The organism is Phytobacter sp. (genome assembly GCF_059074235.1).
Genome location: NZ_JCACPZ010000004.1, coordinates 752538 through 768103, shown reverse-complemented (window position 1 = coordinate 768103; position 15566 = coordinate 752538). Strand labels below are relative to the sequence as shown.

Annotated in this window: 14 protein-coding genes and 2 pseudogenes; 2 read left to right on the top strand and 14 right to left on the bottom strand. The window is 52.2% G+C overall.

The window, feature by feature from the left end:
* Positions 1-139: 139 nt before the first annotated feature.
* The 9 genes from lipB to AC5JPW_RS07650 form a co-directional block, all read right to left on the bottom strand.
* Complete coding sequence (gene lipB / locus AC5JPW_RS07690) at positions 140-781, bottom strand: lipoyl(octanoyl) transferase LipB (RefSeq protein WP_494239323.1); 642 nt, start codon at positions 779-781, stop codon at positions 140-142.
* Positions 782-869: 88 nt separating this feature from the next.
* The gene (ybeD, locus tag AC5JPW_RS07685) at positions 870-1133 is read right to left on the bottom strand and encodes a DUF493 family protein YbeD (protein WP_263097532.1); all 264 of its coding nucleotides are present in this window, start codon (positions 1131-1133) and stop codon (positions 870-872) included.
* Positions 1134-1235: 102 nt separating this feature from the next.
* The gene (gene dacA / locus AC5JPW_RS07680) at positions 1236-2447 is read right to left on the bottom strand and encodes a D-alanyl-D-alanine carboxypeptidase DacA (protein WP_494239321.1); all 1212 of its coding nucleotides are present in this window, start codon (positions 2445-2447) and stop codon (positions 1236-1238) included.
* Positions 2448-2584: 137 nt separating this feature from the next.
* Positions 2585-3769 (bottom strand): endolytic peptidoglycan transglycosylase RlpA, encoded by a 1185-nt coding sequence (gene rlpA, locus AC5JPW_RS07675; RefSeq protein ID WP_494239319.1) that lies wholly within the window; start codon positions 3767-3769, stop codon positions 2585-2587.
* Positions 3770-3780: 11 nt separating this feature from the next.
* On the bottom strand, positions 3781-4893 hold the full coding sequence (gene mrdB / locus AC5JPW_RS07670) for a peptidoglycan glycosyltransferase MrdB (RefSeq protein WP_494239317.1): 1113 nt from the start codon (positions 4891-4893) through the stop codon (positions 3781-3783).
* Positions 4894-4895: 2 nt separating this feature from the next.
* Complete coding sequence (gene mrdA, locus AC5JPW_RS07665) at positions 4896-6797, bottom strand: peptidoglycan DD-transpeptidase MrdA (RefSeq protein ID WP_494239316.1); 1902 nt, start codon at positions 6795-6797, stop codon at positions 4896-4898.
* Between the two features lie 26 nt (positions 6798-6823).
* The gene (gene rlmH, locus AC5JPW_RS07660; RefSeq protein WP_494239314.1) at positions 6824-7291 is read right to left on the bottom strand and encodes a 23S rRNA (pseudouridine(1915)-N(3))-methyltransferase RlmH; all 468 of its coding nucleotides are present in this window, start codon (positions 7289-7291) and stop codon (positions 6824-6826) included.
* 3 nt (positions 7292-7294) lie between these two features.
* Positions 7295-7612, bottom strand: coding sequence for a ribosome silencing factor (rsfS, locus tag AC5JPW_RS07655; protein WP_494239313.1), 318 nt, complete (start codon positions 7610-7612; stop codon positions 7295-7297).
* A gap of 261 nt (positions 7613-7873) precedes the next feature.
* The gene (locus AC5JPW_RS07650) at positions 7874-8485 is read right to left on the bottom strand and encodes an adenosylcobalamin/alpha-ribazole phosphatase (protein ID WP_494239311.1); all 612 of its coding nucleotides are present in this window, start codon (positions 8483-8485) and stop codon (positions 7874-7876) included.
* A 103-nt stretch (positions 8486-8588) separates the two neighbouring features.
* On the opposite strand from AC5JPW_RS07650, the gene cobD reads away from it, so the two are divergent.
* On the top strand, positions 8589-9683 hold the full coding sequence (gene cobD / locus AC5JPW_RS07645) for a threonine-phosphate decarboxylase CobD (protein ID WP_494239309.1): 1095 nt from the start codon (positions 8589-8591) through the stop codon (positions 9681-9683).
* Here the strand turns inward: cobD and nadD are convergent.
* The 4 genes and pseudogenes from nadD to leuS form a co-directional block, all read right to left on the bottom strand.
* Entirely contained in the window at positions 9658-10299 is a 642-nt protein-coding gene (gene nadD, locus AC5JPW_RS07640) for a nicotinate-nucleotide adenylyltransferase (RefSeq protein WP_494241161.1), read from the bottom strand. The two genes, cobD and nadD, sit on opposite strands and share 26 nt — an antisense overlap.
* A gap of 1 nt (position 10300) precedes the next feature.
* Positions 10301-11333 (bottom strand): annotated as a pseudogene (gene holA, locus AC5JPW_RS07635) (DNA polymerase III subunit delta).
* Complete coding sequence (gene lptE / locus AC5JPW_RS07630) at positions 11333-11881, bottom strand: LPS assembly lipoprotein LptE (RefSeq protein ID WP_494239308.1); 549 nt, start codon at positions 11879-11881, stop codon at positions 11333-11335. The pseudogene holA and the gene lptE overlap by 1 nt, the downstream one beginning before the upstream one ends.
* Positions 11882-11895: 14 nt before the next feature.
* On the bottom strand, positions 11896-14478 hold the full coding sequence (leuS, locus tag AC5JPW_RS07625; protein WP_494239306.1) for a leucine--tRNA ligase: 2583 nt from the start codon (positions 14476-14478) through the stop codon (positions 11896-11898).
* Between the two features lie 225 nt (positions 14479-14703).
* Between leuS and AC5JPW_RS07620 the strand changes: the two genes are divergently transcribed.
* Positions 14704-15186 (top strand): zinc ribbon-containing protein, encoded by a 483-nt coding sequence (locus AC5JPW_RS07620; protein WP_494239304.1) that lies wholly within the window; start codon positions 14704-14706, stop codon positions 15184-15186.
* Positions 15187-15254: 68 nt separating this feature from the next.
* Here the strand turns inward: AC5JPW_RS07620 and rihA are convergent.
* Positions 15255-15428, bottom strand: a pseudogene (gene rihA / locus AC5JPW_RS07615) (pyrimidine-specific ribonucleoside hydrolase RihA); the annotation flags it as partial.
* Positions 15429-15566 lie beyond the last annotated feature (138 nt).

Sequence of the window (15566 nt, the reverse complement as noted above, 5' to 3'; positions counted from 1 at the left end):
GAGCAGAAATGTACATATCATGACGAATAATCCGTTTCGTGCGAGGTGAATTAAAATAGAAAATATATTTTCAAATGTAAAGATTGCGGATGGAAATAAATAACGACCCGGCATAATGCGGGCCGCGTTTCGTTATATATTAAGTGTGGCTATATTCATTTGGTGGATAGTTTAGCAGGGCTAAAAACTTATCTATCAATATCGGTCTTATTTTGTCCATATTGACCTCAGGCTGATAGTGATTAACCTGAGTCATCTCCATTCCTGCATAACCGCATGGGTTGATACGTAAGAAGGGAGTAAGGTCCATATTGATATTGAGCGCAAGACCATGAAATGAGCAGCCTTTACGAATTCTCAATCCCAGCGAGCAAATCTTCTTACCCTGCACGTAGACGCCGGGCGCATCGGCACGCGGATATGCCTCGATACCCACTTCAGCAAGCGTGTTCACCACCGTTTGCTCCAGTAGCGTGACGAGTTCACGAACACCGAGCTTACGTCGCTTAAGGTTGATAAGCACATACATAACCTGCTGCCCTGGGCCGTGATAGGTAACCTGGCCGCCACGATCGCTTTGCACAACCGGAATATCACCGGGTGCGAGTACGTGTTCAGCTTTTCCTGCCTGACCTTGTGTGAATACCGGCGGATGTTCTACCAGCCAGATTTCATCCTGGGTTGTATCGGCGCGAGTATCGGTGAATTCATGCATTGCCCGGGAAACGGGATCGTAGGGCTGTAAGCCCAGATTACGGATTAGGATTGTATCCTGAGACAAAACAACATCTCCGGGAGAGGAAAAGGTGCGGGGAGTATATCACAGAGAGAAGTGTTACCCAGCCCATGCCGGATAACACCCAAAGGCACTACAGAACCATGCGGACTATTTCGATATTGCCCAGTTCTTCGTAAAGTATTTCAACCTGCTCGATATGCGTCGCGTTGATGGTGATGGATACCGAGTGGTAGTTGCCTTTGCTGCTCGGTTTTACCTGCGGAGAGTAATCACCGGGCGCATGGCGCTGTACCACTTCAACCACCAGATCAACCAGCTCTGGTTTCGCCAGTCCCATCACTTTGTAAGTAAAGGGAGTCGGGAATTCAAGCAGTTCTTTGAGATTGGTTTTCATGTCAGCTCCGGCGTAAAAATAATAACTCCTGCCAGAGGGGCAGGAGTTTATTGAGATGCTTAGTATATGGGGACGAAGATCACACTTTCAAGTGTCCGATCTTTAGCCGAACCAGTGATGGAACATCAATTTAATGTAATCAATGATTTTGCCGAAGAAATTCCCTTCCTGGATTTCCTGTAGCACGACCAGCGGACGCTGCTCAACGGTTTTGCCGTCAAGCTGGAAGTTGATGGTACCGACAACCTGGTTTTTCTGCAGCGGTGCATGCAGTTCGCTGGTGGTCAGCACATAGCTGGCTTTCAGGTCTTTCATACGGCCACGTGGGATAGTCAGATAAACATCTTTATCTACACCTAATGACGCACGATCGCTGTCACCAAACCAGGCCGGTTCAGATGCAAACTCTTTACCCGCTTTGATTGGGCTGACGGTTTCGAAGAAGCGGAAGCCCCAGGTCAGCAGTTTTTTGCTCTCGGTTTCACGGCCTTTAAAGGTTCTGCCACCCATCACCGCGGAGATCAAACGCATCTGACCTTCGGTTGCAGACGCGACAAGGTTATAGCCCGCTTTGTCCGTATGGCCAGTTTTAATGCCATCTACATTCAGGCTGTTATCCCACAGCAGACCATTACGGTTTGTCTGACGGATACCGTTAAAGGTGAACTCTTTTTCTTTGTAGATGGTGTATTCGTTCGGCACGTCGCGGACCAGTGCCTGACCAATCAACGCCATATCACGTGCGGAGCTGTACTGACCGTCGGCATCCAGACCATGTACAGTCTGGAAGTGGGAGTTTTTCAGACCCAGCGCATTGACGTAGTTATTCATCAGACCAACAAATGCATCCTGGCTGCCAGCGACATAATCAGCCATTGCCACACAGGCATCGTTACCGGACTGCAAGTTAATCCCACGAATAAGCTGAGAAACCGGCACCTGCATGCCTGGTTTCAGGAACATCAGCGAAGAGCCACGGAATACCGGGTTACCGGTCGCCCAGGCATCGTTGCCAATGGTCACCAGGTCGGTCTCTTTGAATTTACCCGCTTTCATTGCCTGACCGATGACGTAGCTGGTCATCATTTTGGTCAAACTTGCCGGATCGCGACGGGCATCGGCATTTTGTTCTGTCAGCACCTTACCTGAGTTGTAATCAATGAGGATCCAGGATTCTGCGTCGATTTGAGGCGCACCAGGAATCATGGTTTTAATATTCAGGTCGTCGGCATGAGCGGCGCCGAGAGAGGCTGCGGCCAGTGCCGTGGTGAGCGCCAGGCGCTGTACGAATCGAGCGGAGAAAGTGGTCTTCATGGTCTGAACAACGACATCCGTGATGGAGTTAAAAAAAGTGCCCTACTATAGCAAATGCTATACGGGCAGGCATCCGACTTTCCGCATGATTTGTTAATGCGATTTACGTTACTTGACAAAGTCAGATGCCCGGTCTGTTACTGTGCGCCAGTGACAAAAGACTGTAACTGCGCTTCACTTTGCAGGCGTTGCTGCAGGCGACTGGCGTCGGCTTTATTGGTGAATGGTCCAAGCTGAATACGCCATACCGCACCGTTTTGCACGACACGCCCAGGAACAGCAAACTGCTGTGCAAGACGCTGCTGATACTGCTGCGCGCGGGCCTGATCACTGACCGCACCCACTTGCACCATGTAACTTCCACTGGCGACAGCGGCGGCAGGTGCCGATGCGGCTGGCGTTACGCGACCTTGCGTCGAGCCTGGGGCAGTAACAGGAGCCGGGCGAGTCACGGGCGCAACCGCCGTGGGTTGAACGGTTGTGGCTGGTGCGGCTGAAGTTGCAGGTGCTTCACTTCCTTCAAGCACACCGGAAGCTAACGGGGTCGCAGCACCTAAAAATCCACCGTTGCTGCTGCCTGACGTTGTGGCTGGTGCCGCAGTGGATGCGTTATCAGGCTGATCGGCCTGTGCGCCCATCTGCGAACTGTCATCAATCGTTCTTACCGCTGCCTGAGGTTGCGCGGCCTGGGGTGCGGAAGAGGCGCTGCCCATTCCACCACTCAGATCCGGGCGAGCCGGCAATGCATAGGTCTGTTTTGCAACCGTAGTACAGGCTGTACCCGGTCCGGACATGGTGCCATCCTGAGCCACAATAATCGGGTCAATACGCACTTTGGTATTGTTGGATGTGTTCAGGCGGTCAGCGACGGTACGCGACAGCGAAATCACGCGATCGTTGCCGTACGGGCCGCGGTCGTTAATGCGCACGACGAGCATGCGTCCATTTGCCAGGTTAGTGATACGCACGTAACTTGGGATGGGCAGCGTCGGGTGGGCGGCAGTGAGTTGCGTTGGATCGAACGCTTCGCCGCTGGCGGTTAAATTGCTACCCGGTTCGGCATCATAAATGGCGGCAAAGCCCGCCTGGCTGAATTTAGACGGATCCTGCACAATTTTATAGCGCTTGCCGTCACGTTCATAATCCTGGTTTACAGAAGGATTTAGCGTTTCGTAACGAGGTTCGGCACCGGTGATTTCAACGACCGGACCGTTACATACCGCAGGCTGCGGCGCAACGATCGTCTGTTGTTGCCCATCATCGTTAGAACATGCCGACAGTAATCCTGCCGCTATACAGACTCCAAGCCAAAGCTTTCGCATTGCGCACCTCTTTATACGCTTTTTGACAACATTTTCCTGTGGGTATGGATGGACATCACGATCCCAAACCCGGCCATCAGCACTATCAGGGCTGACCCTCCATAGCTCACCAGCGGCAACGGTACGCCCACCACAGGTAAGATACCACTCACCATACCAATATTTACGAAGACATAAACGAACAAAATCAACATCAAACCGCCGGCCATAACGCGGCCAAAGGTGGTTTGTGCACGGGCGGCAATCCATAAACCACGCATGATCAGCAGTACATAAAGCGAGAGCAGAATCAGAATCCCAATCAGCCCTAACTCTTCAGCAAGAACGGCAAAGATAAAGTCCGTGTGGCGTTCCGGCAGAAACTCGAGCTGGGATTGTGTCCCGTGTAGCCAGCCTTTGCCGCTGAGTCCACCGGAGCCGATTGCAATTTTTGACTGAATAATATGATAGCCCGCGCCCAGCGGGTCGGTTTCCGGATCGAGCAGCATCATGACGCGCTGGCGCTGATAGTCGTGCATCAGGAAGAACCAAAGAATCGGGATAAACGCCGCAACCAGCACGACCGCCACACCAATCAGGCGCCAGCTCAGACCTGAGAGGAACAGCACAAAAAGACCGGACAGCGCGACAAGAATGGCGGTGCCGAGGTCTGGCTGAGCCGCGACGAGCAGCGTGGGCATAAATATCAGCACCAGCGCAATCGCGGTGTTTTTCAGTGAGGGGGGACAGACATCGCGGTTGATAAAGCGCGCCACCATCAGCGGTACGGCTATTTTGGCAATTTCTGACGGCTGGAAACGCACGATCCCCAGATCCAGCCAGCGTTGTGCCCCTTTGGAGATCGCACCAAAGGCATCAACCGCGACCAGCAGGATAACGCAGACGACATACAGATAGGGTGCCCATCCCTCGTAGACACGAGGAGGGACTTGCGCCAACACCACCATGGCGATAAGCCCCATGGCAATCTGGCCAACCTTACGCTCCGTCATGCCGATATCTTGTCCGCTTGCGCTCCAGATAACGATGGCGCTATAGAACAGCAGAGCAAGGACGATCAGCAAAAATGCAGGATCGATGTGGATCTTATCCCAGAACGATTTTTTGTTCGGATTATCCGTCATGATTATTGGTCCTCTGCGGCGACCGACGCCGGATTTTCTGCCGGTAAATCGGTGTTGTTATCGCCAAGCATAATGTGGTCGAGAATCTGGCGCATGATAGTACCTACCGCCGGGCCTGCCCCGCCGTTTTCCAGAATCATGGCCACCGCGACCTGAGGATGGTCATAGGGGGCAAATGCTGTCATCAGCTTGTGGTCACGTAAACGTTCGGCGATGCGGTGCGCGTTATAGGTTTCGTTAGCTTTAAGGCCAAATACCTGTGCTGTACCTGACTTCGCCGCGATTTTATAAGGCGCACTTGCAAAGTACTTGTGGCCTGTCCCATTAGGGCGGTTAGCCACGCCATACATCCCGTCTTTAGCGATTTCCCAGTAACCAGAGTGTATGTCACCAACCGGTTTCTGCTCTTCCTGCTTCCATGGAACCTGTTTACCATCCTGCAGAGTACTCATCAGCAGATGAGGAACCTTGACGACGCCGTCGTTAATCAGAATCATCATCGCTTTGTTCATCTGAATCGGCGTGGCTGTCCAGTAGCCCTGACCGATACCCACCGGAATGGTATCCCCCTGGTACCACGGTTTTTTAAAGCGCTTCAGTTTCCACTCACGTGTTGGCATGTTTCCGGAACGCTCTTCCGAAAGGTCGATGCCAGTGTACTCACCGTAGCCAAATTTGGTCAGCCACTCAGACAGGCGATCGATACCCATGTCATAGGCAATCTGATAGAAGAAGGTATCTGCAGATTCTTCCAGCGACTTGGTGATGTTCAGGCGGCCGTGGCCCCATTTTTTCCAGTCGCGATAACGTTTTTCCGAACCTGGAAGTTGCCACCAGCCCGGGTCAAAAAGAGTTGTATTGCGGGTTATGACTCCAGAACTGAGCGCAGAGACGGCAACATAAGGTTTCACCGTTGATGCGGGTGGGTAGACCCCTTGCGTAGCGCGGTTCACCAATGGGGTATTGGGATCATTCAGTAATGAGGTGTAATCCTTGCTGGAAATACCGTCCACAAAGAGATTCGGGTCATAGCTCGGCGTTGACACCAGCGCCAGAATGCTGCCAGTTCGAGGGTCGCTTACTACGACCGCTGCGCGGCTGCCTTGCAGAAGCGTTTCAATATATTGCTGGAGTTTGAGGTCAATCGTCAGGTAGATGTCATTGCCTGCCTGCGGAGGGACCTCTTTGAGCTGACGAATCACACGCCCACGGTTATTGACCTCGACCTCTTCATAGCCCGTCTGACCATGCAGCATATCTTCGTAATAACGCTCAATACCCAACTTGCCGATATCGTGTGTGGCAGCATAGTTAGCAAGTTTGCCGTCTTTATCTAGTCGCTCAACGTCTTTATCGTTAATTTTAGAGACATAACCGATGACATGGGTCAGAGCCGAACCATAGGGATAGAAACGGCGTTTGTAGCCTTTAACTTCAACACCCGGGAAACGGTATTGATTAACAGCGAACCGTGCGACCTGAATCTCGCTTAAATTGACTTTTACCGGGATAGAGGTGAAACGGTGCGAACGCGAGCGCTCTTTTTTAAAGGCGGCAATATCGTCATCCGTTAAATTCACCACATCGCGAAGTGCATTGAGCGTTTGTTCAACGTTGTCGACTTTTTCCGGCATCATTTCAATTTGATAAATGGTGCGGTTCAGCGCGAGAGGGGTGCCGTTACGATCGTAAATAATGCCGCGGCTTGGCGGGATCGGCACCAGCTTAATGCGGTTTTCGTTGGAACGTGTTTGATAGTCGGCATAACGGACAATTTGCAGATTATAGAGGTTGGCGATTAGCACGCCAGTAAGCAGCAAAATCCCCGTAAAAGCGACCAGAGCCCGGCGCACAAACAGCGCAGACTCAGCCGAATAGTCGCGAAAAGAATTCTGTAATTTCATCCGCTGCTTAGTTTACCTGGTCTTCATTACTCACGATGATAAGGATGGTTGGTCGTGATGCTCCATGCGCGATAGAGACTTTCTGCAACCAGCACACGCACCAGCGGGTGAGGAAGCGTTAACGCAGAGAGTGACCAGCTTTGTTCTGCCGCTGCTTTGCAGGCCTGAGATAACCCTTCCGGGCCACCAATGAGCAGACTGACATCGCGTCCGTCCTGCTTCCAGCGCTCAAGCTCATTCGCCAGTTGTGGCGTATCCCAGGGTTTACCCGGGATATCGAGGGTGACAATTCGGTTTTTGCCTGCGGCAGCAAGCATTAACTCACCCTCTTTATCGAGAATACGTTTGATATCCGCGTTTTTTCCACGTTTCCCGGCAGGGATTTCCACCAGTTCAAACGGCATATCTTTCGGAAAACGACGCAGATATTCGGTAAAACCTGTCTGTACCCAGTCCGGCATTTTGGTGCCGACGGCGACCAGTTGCAGTTTCACGCATTAACCCCAGAGTTTTTCCAGCTCATACAGGCCACGGCTTTCTGCCTGCATAACATGGACAATCACATCGCCCAGGTCTACGACAATCCAATCTGCGGCATTTTCGCCTTCGACACCCAATGGCATCATGCCTGCGGCACGAGATTCCTGTACCACATGATCGGCAATAGACATCACGTGGCGAGTCGACGTGCCCGTGCAGATGATCATACAGTCGGTGATACTGGATTTACCGTGAACGTCGATCGCGACGATGTCCTGACCTTTCAGGTCATCAATTTTGTCGATAACAAAATCCTGGAGTGCTTTACCCTGCAAGTGTTCCCCCTGGGAAAAAAAGAATGATGGTGACAATAAATGGCCTGGCATTATACCTGAACTGCAACCATTTTCGGGACAAATGTCCGGCTCAGGTTTCAAAAAGTGGGCTATCATCCCACCCCTGGCACGAGATTGCATCGCCATTTTTGTAAAACAATTTCTGCATGGTGCTGATGGCGGTGCGGAGAATAGCAGCCTGTCTGAGTGTGTCAATGACCAGATCGCCCTGAAAGAAGCACTGAGTCAGAAAAATACTCGCTATTCGTCTTTTTCCCACGTCGCACGGCTGTTCAGCACACGTAGCGTGGCAAAATCATCATGAATATCAATTGCACTCCAGGTGCCCTGGTCCACACGAAAATGCCATAGCGATGATGCTGGCATCTTCAGCAAGGTGGCGATCAGCAAACTGAGTACCCCCTGATGGCTGACAATGAGCACGTTTTCAGATCTCGCCCATGTCGGCAGTTCCGATATAAAACGCTGCACCCGGGCGGAAAAAGCCTGAAACCCTTCGCCATTGGTTGGAATGGCATTTTGCCAGTCCGTACACCAGGCGGCATAACTCTCGGGATCTTCGTGTGTCAGGTCTCGGTGGTGGCGCATTTCCCAGTCACCGAAAAACATCTCGTTGAGCAACGGCGTGGTGTGCGTTGGAATCTCTCGCCCCTCCAGCGCGAGACGTGCAGTAAGCTGTGCCCGTTCAAGTTCGCTGCACAGTACCTGGTCGAAAGGCACATTCTGTAGCAAACGATGCAGGGTGTATGCTTGAGAAAGACCTTTTGCTGTCAAGGGGGTAGGGGAATGCCCACTGTAGAGACCGGCAACATTTGCATCAGTCTCCCCATGACGAATTAGCCAGAGTCGCATTTTTCACTCCCGTGCGGATTTCTGGGCAAAGTTTATCATCGCACCCTCAATCGTGAGGTCTTTTTCGTTTAAGATACCCTCTTTTAGCGGAGCAAAAGGGAAGATGGCTTTATTTCACAGCGCACACGGGGGCAATATTCGCGAAGCGGCCTCAATATTGGGGATTTCACCCGAGCGTTTATTGGATTTCAGTGCGAATATCAATCCGGCCGGAATGCCCGACTCACTGAAGCGCGCGTTGCTGGATAATATGTCTGCTGCAGAGCGTTATCCGGACCCCTCCTATCAACAACTGCACCAGGCGCTGGCGGCACATCACCAGGTGCCGGAATCGTGGATACTGGCCGGCAACGGTGAAACCGAATCCATTTTTACCCTCGTCAATGGACTTCGTCCGCGTCGCGCAATGCTTGTTACGCCTGGATTTGCTGAATACCGACGTGCACTCACGCTGGCCGGTTGCGATATCGTCGATTATGCCCTGCGCGAAGAGGAGGGTTGGCAACTTACTGACGCCATTCTTGAGGCATTGACCGGGGGGATTGATTGCCTCTTCTTATGCACCCCGAATAATCCTACCGGGCTGCTGCCTGATGCGTTGTTGTTGCAATCTATTGCGGAACGCTGTCAGCAATTAGGCATTACGCTGGTTCTGGATGAGGCCTTTATGGATTTTCTCTCCGAGCGTGAAGGTTTTATTTCCCATCTGGCAGACAATCCTCATCTCTGGGTATTACGTTCCCTCACGAAATTCTACGCCATTCCAGGTTTACGCCTGGGCTACCTGATGAGCAGTGATGTCGCGAAGGTTCAGCTAATGCGTGAACGGCAGATGCCCTGGTCGATTAATGCATTTGCCGCACTGGCCGCAGAGGTGGTGTTAAAGGATAAGGCTTATCAGCAGGCAAGCTGGGCGTGGTTGAATACCGAGAGGCCGCGTTTATATCAGGCGTTGCAAGCGATAAAAGGGCTGAGCATCTGGCCTGGTGTCGCCAATTATCTGTTTCTTCGTTGCGATGTACCGGAAATTGATCTGCAACGGGCACTACTGGAAAAACAGATTTTGATCCGTAGCTGCGCGAATTATCCCGGGCTGGATAACCGCTATTATCGTGTTGCAGTGCGTAGCGCTCAAGAGAACGATGTGTTGATTACGGCTATGCAGGCGGTGTTTAACGATACAGGTCTTGCAGCCTGATGTAGTCCAGGACGCTGGCTGGAAGTAAATCATCGCAGGCCTCGCCGTTTTCCAGCCTCTCGCGGATGAGTGTGGCGGAAATGTTAAACCAGGGTGTCTCCGCCAGGTAGATTTTTCCGGCCGGTAGAGTATGCAGATCGTCGGCATTTTGCGTCAGGTGAGCTTCCAGCCATCGCTGGTCTTTCTCGTCCGCCATGGTGAGTGGGTACCCAGGTCTGCGGCAGACAATCAGGTGGCTGTTGCTCAGAATAGTTTCGTAATCGTGCCATGTAGGGAAACTCAGCAACGAATCCTGCCCAATGATAAACGCCAGAGAACGCACGGGGCCTTGTTCTTGTCGCCATGCAGCTAATGTTTGTGCCGTGTAAGACGGTGATTCACGTCTGAGCTCCCGCTCATCCAGAGAAAATAGCGGTTTATCAGCGATAGCCAGCTCGACCATTCGCTTACGTTGTGCACTGTTTGCCTCAGGCTGAGGGCGGTGGGGAGGGACATTGTTGGGCATAATGATAACCCGTGACAAGCCGATAAGATTTGCCAGCGCTTCTACCGGTTTGAGGTGTCCATAATGGACGGGATCGAATGTGCCACCAAAGAGTGCCTGCAACTGATTCATTTCAACCATCAATAAAAACGTCAGCCAGCGCCTTATGACAGAGTAGCAGAGAAAGGCTTTCCAGCTCTGCCCAGACCGACTGACCAAAATCCTGTTTCACAATCAACTCAATTCGCCCCAGCAAATGTACCGCCTGGCGTAACTGATCGTGGCTCAAACGCTGGAGGGCATCGCCCGTGATTCCTCGGCGGTTTTGCCAGATACGGTGTCTATCAAACAGCGTACGCAATGGCGTGCTGACTGACTGGCGTTTAATGTTGACCAGCAGCAACAGCTCCCGCTGTATGGTACGCAGCAAAATGACCGGTTCACAGGCCTCAAGCCTGAGCTGACGCAGTACGTGAAGTGCGCGTTTACTCTTTCCAGCAAGCAAGGCATCTACCCAGTGGAAGGGGGTAAAGTGTGCTGCATCGTTAACAGCCTGCTCAACGCGTGGCAGCGTCAATTTTCCATCAGGAAAGAGCAGTGCCAGTCTTTCCAGCGCCTGGGCGGCTGCCAGTAAATTGCCTTCATAACAGTAGCAAAGCAGCTGATTGGCGGCATCGTCCAGTTGCAGATTGTTTTGCTTCGCCCGTGCGGCGACCCAGCGGGGCAGGTTTGCCTGCTCCGGCGTCTGGCAACTGACACAAACACTGCGATTCGCCAGAGCGGTATACCAGACGGCATTCTCTTGCGCTTTGGTGAGTTTGTTCCCACGCACAATCAACATGAGATCGTCATGCAGCAAACTCACCAGCAGCGCCAGCCGTTCATTTAATCGCCGCATTAGGCCCATTTTCAGGTAACTGGAGCGTGAGCGTCTGGCGACTGGCAAACAGGCTGAGCGCCTGACAGATTGAATAAATTGCATCCCAGTCGGTGCTGTTATCGATTACGTAAGTATGGTGTTCGGTAAAGCCTTGTGCAGATGCCGCCTTGCGCACCACATCCTGACTTTCCTGAAGTAAAAGAGGGTCGTTACCGAGGAGTAAATACGCGGCGCGCAGCCCTTCTTTGAGCTGCGCGCCGAGTTGTTCCGGATACAGCTTAAGCATCAGCTACCCGGTGTCTTTGCAACACGCGGTGACGTTGTTGCTTTTTCAGTATCAGCAGCATGGATGCTTGGCAATTTGCGAATTAGCTGTTCCGCTGCCTTATCGTACATTTCCTGCACGATAATTTCCTGTTCTGCATCTTTTGCCAGCGCCGTTTGCGGGTTATCAAAGAACGAACGGTACACTTTAGTGGTCATCGGGTAAATATCATGACCTGGGATCAACACACTGGCGCTCACTGTCAGTACCAGTTGATATTCCGCAGTACGGCCGTTCTGGAATACAGACGCTGTATCACGAGCAAAGGTCACTGTACCCAGACGAAGTGACGGTACATCCTGACGCAGAGATCCTTTTTCGACCAGCTCGACACCGTTCAGACGTAACTGATTTCGCACCGCGCGGCTAAGTGGACCATTTGGATCCCCTGAGTCAAAGATCATTGTTTTCATCTCAGCCGGTACCTGCGTGGTATCACGCAAGTGCCAACCACAACCGGCGGTGAGTAACACCGCCAGAGATAACAACCATGTTGCAAGATGTCGCACGCTTCCTCCTGCGCTTAGCCAACGACCAGATTAAGCAGTTTGCCCGGTACGTATATAACTTTACGCAGGGTAACGCCATCAAGATATTTTGCGACCAGAGGTTCCTGGCCCGCGCGTTCGCGAACCTGGTCTTCGGTTGCATCAACCGCAACAGTAATTTTACCACGCACTTTGCCATTCACCTGAACAACGACCAGCGTCGTGTCTTCTACCATCGCGGCATCATCAGCAACAGGCCATGGCGCGTTGTCGATGTCGCCTTCACCTTTCAGTTCCTGCCACAGAGTAAAGCAGACGTGCGGGGTGAACGGGTTGAGCATACGAACCACTGCCAGCAGCGCTTCCTGCAGCAGTGCGCGGTCTTGCTCGCTGTCCTGCGGAGCTTTCGCCAGCTTGTTCATCAGTTCCATAATCGCAGCAATCGCGGTATTAAAGGTCTGACGGCGACCAATATCATCGGTCACTTTGGCGATAGTTTTGTGAACATCGCGGCGCAGGGCTTTCTGATCTTCATTCAGTGCAGCCACATCCAGTTGCGCCGCTGAACCCTGAGAGCTGAGTTCGTAAACCAGCTTCCAGACACGTTTCAGGAAGCGGTTCGCCCCTTCAACGCCTGATTCCTGCCATTCCAGCGTCATGTCTGCCGGGGAAGCGAACATCATAAACAGACGAACGGTATCCGCGCCGTAACGTTCAACCATTTCCTGCGGGTCGATACCGTTGTTTTTCGACTTGGACATTTTGCTCATGCCGGTATACACCAGTTCATGGCCTGCTTCGTCTTTCGCTTTAATGATGCGACCTTTTTCGTCGCGCTCAACGATGGCATCTTTCGGAGAAACCCAGTTACGCTCGCCGCTTTCGCCAACGTAATAGAAGGCATCTGCCAGTACCATGCCCTGGCACAGCAGCTGTTTAGCCGGTTCATCAGAGTTAACCAGACCTGCATCACGCATCAGTTTGTGGAAGAAGCGGAAGTAGAGCAGGTGCATGATGGCGTGTTCAATACCACCGATATAGATATCTACCGGTAGCCAGTAGTTGGCCGCTTTTGAATCCAGCATGCCTTCTTTGTGCTGCGGGCAGGTGTAGCGTGCGTAGTACCAGGACGACTCCATAAAGGTGTCGAAGGTATCCGTTTCACGCAGCGCAGGCTGACCGTTGACGGTGGTTTTTGCCCACTCCGGATCGGCTTTTATTGGGCTGGTGATACCGTCCATGACCACATCTTCCGGCAGGATAACCGGCAGTTGATCTTCTGGCGTTGGCACTACAGTACCGTCTTCCAGCGTCACCATCGGGATCGGCGCACCCCAGTAGCGCTGACGGGAAACCCCCCAGTCACGCAGACGATAGTTAACTTTACGCTCACCTACACCTTGTGCCGCCAGTTTGTCAGCAATGGCGTTAAAACCTTCTTCGAAGGTCAGGCCGCTGAACTCGCCGGAGTTAAACAGAGTGCCTTTTTCGGTCAATGCCTGGGCAGAGAGGTCAGGTTCAGAACCGTCGGCTGCCAGGATAACGCCTTTAATCGGCAGGCTATATTTGCTGGCAAATTCGTAGTCGCGCTGATCGTGGCCTGGAACGGCCATGACCGCACCGGTGCCGTACTCCATCAGGACGAAGTTAGCTGCCCAGACAGGAATCTCTTCACCGGTTAATGGGTGAACCGCTTTAAAGCCGGTATCAACGCCTTTTTTCTCCATGGTCGCCATATCGGCTTCAGCCACTTTGGTGTTGCGGCATTCGTCGATGAAGGCAGCCAGTTCAGCGTTGTTTGCCGCAGCTTTTTGTGCCAGCGGGTGACCAGCAGCAACGGCCAGGTAGGTCGCGCCCATGAAGGTATCCGGGCGAGTGGTGTAAACGGTCAGCGTTTTGTCATAGCCATTGACGTTGAAGGTGATTTCTACGCCTTCAGAACGGCCAATCCAGTTACGCTGCATGGTTTTCACCGTGTCAGGCCACTGATCCATATGATCGAGGTCATTCAACAACTCTTCAGCGTAGGCGGTGATTTTAATAAACCACTGCGGGATCTCTTTACGCTCAACTTTGGTGTCACAACGCCAGCAGCAGCCGTCGATAACCTGTTCGTTCGCCAGTACAGTCTGGTCGTTAGGGCACCAGTTGACCGCGGAGGTCTTCTTGTACACCAGGCCTTTTTTGTACAGCTCGGTGAAGAACTTCTGCTCCCAACGGTAGTATTCAGGCGTACAGGTTGCCAGCTCGCGGCTCCAGTCATAACCGAAGCCCAGCATTTTGAGCTGGTTTTTCATGTATGCGATGTTGTCGTAGGTCCACGGAGCCGGAGCGGTGTTGTTTTTAACCGCTGCACCTTCAGCAGGCAGGCCAAATGCATCCCAACCAATCGGCTGAAGGACGTTTTTGCCCAACATGCGCTGGTAGCGAGAGATCACATCACCGATGGTGTAGTTACGCACGTGCCCCATGTGTAGTCGACCAGAAGGATAGGGAAGCATCGACAGGCAGTAATACTTCTCTTTGCTCTCGTCTTCAGTTACTTCGAAGGTGCGCTTCTCTTCCCAGTGAAGCTGTACTTTGGATTCTATCTCTTCCGGGCGATATTGCTCTTGCATGGCAGCCAGTGGTCCTGTTTTCGATACGGCTACAAATGTAGCGTTATTACGTGGTTTTTCAGATCCGCATAGCATAGCCCAAACGCCAACGTCAAAACAGCCTTTCGCACATTAAGCCTGAGAAAAGCGCAGACCTGAATTTACGCACTCTGTGGGGTAATTGACAAAGTGAGCAAAAAATAACGTCTATTATTAGAACAGGTTAACGACCCGGGAGATGAAACGATGAACAAGGTTGCTCAATTTTACCGCGAACTGGTTGCGACATTAACGGAACGGCTACGTAATGGTGAAAGGGATATCGACGCGCTGGTGGAGCAGGCAAGGCTCAGGGTCAGTCAGACCGGGGAATTAACACGCACCGAAATTGACGAGCTGACGCGAGCGGTGCGCCGTGACCTGGAAGAGTTTGCCCGCAGCTACGAAGAAAGCCAGGACGAAGTGACAGACAGCGTATTTATGCGTGTCATTAAAGAAAGCCTCTGGCAGGAGCTGGCGGATATCACCGATAAAACTCAGCTTGAGTGGCGCGAAGTGTTCCAGGATTTGAATCATCACGGCGTTTACCACAGTGGTGAAGTGGTGGGGTTGGGCAATCTGGTCTGCGAGAAATGCCATTTCCATCTGGCTATCTACACACCTGATGTGTTGCCGCTTTGCCCGAAATGTGGGCACGACCAGTTTCAGCGCAGGCCGTTTGAGCCCTAGGTAAAAGCAAAACGACAACGTCAGTTGTCGTTTTTAGTGTTTGCTCCCTCTCCCCGTGGGAGAGGGCATCAGGCTGTACTATAGAATGTCAAACGTTCCGCCAGCAAATCCGCAAACCCTTGACGATCCACGTCGACCATCACAGTGGTATTGGGCGCATTGCCGGCCAGGAAATAGTAATCGACGACCGTCATCCCCTGAGTATATTTGCCCTGGGTTTCCACACCACCCCAACGTTCCACATGACCCGGATCACAATCAAGAAGAATGGACTGGACCATAGCAACTCCTTGTTAGCATAGATTGTGTGACAAGGGTAAAAACGTTGATGCAATTGAGACGAGAAGTGAAGAGTTAAAGCGTGATGAGACGCGCACTCA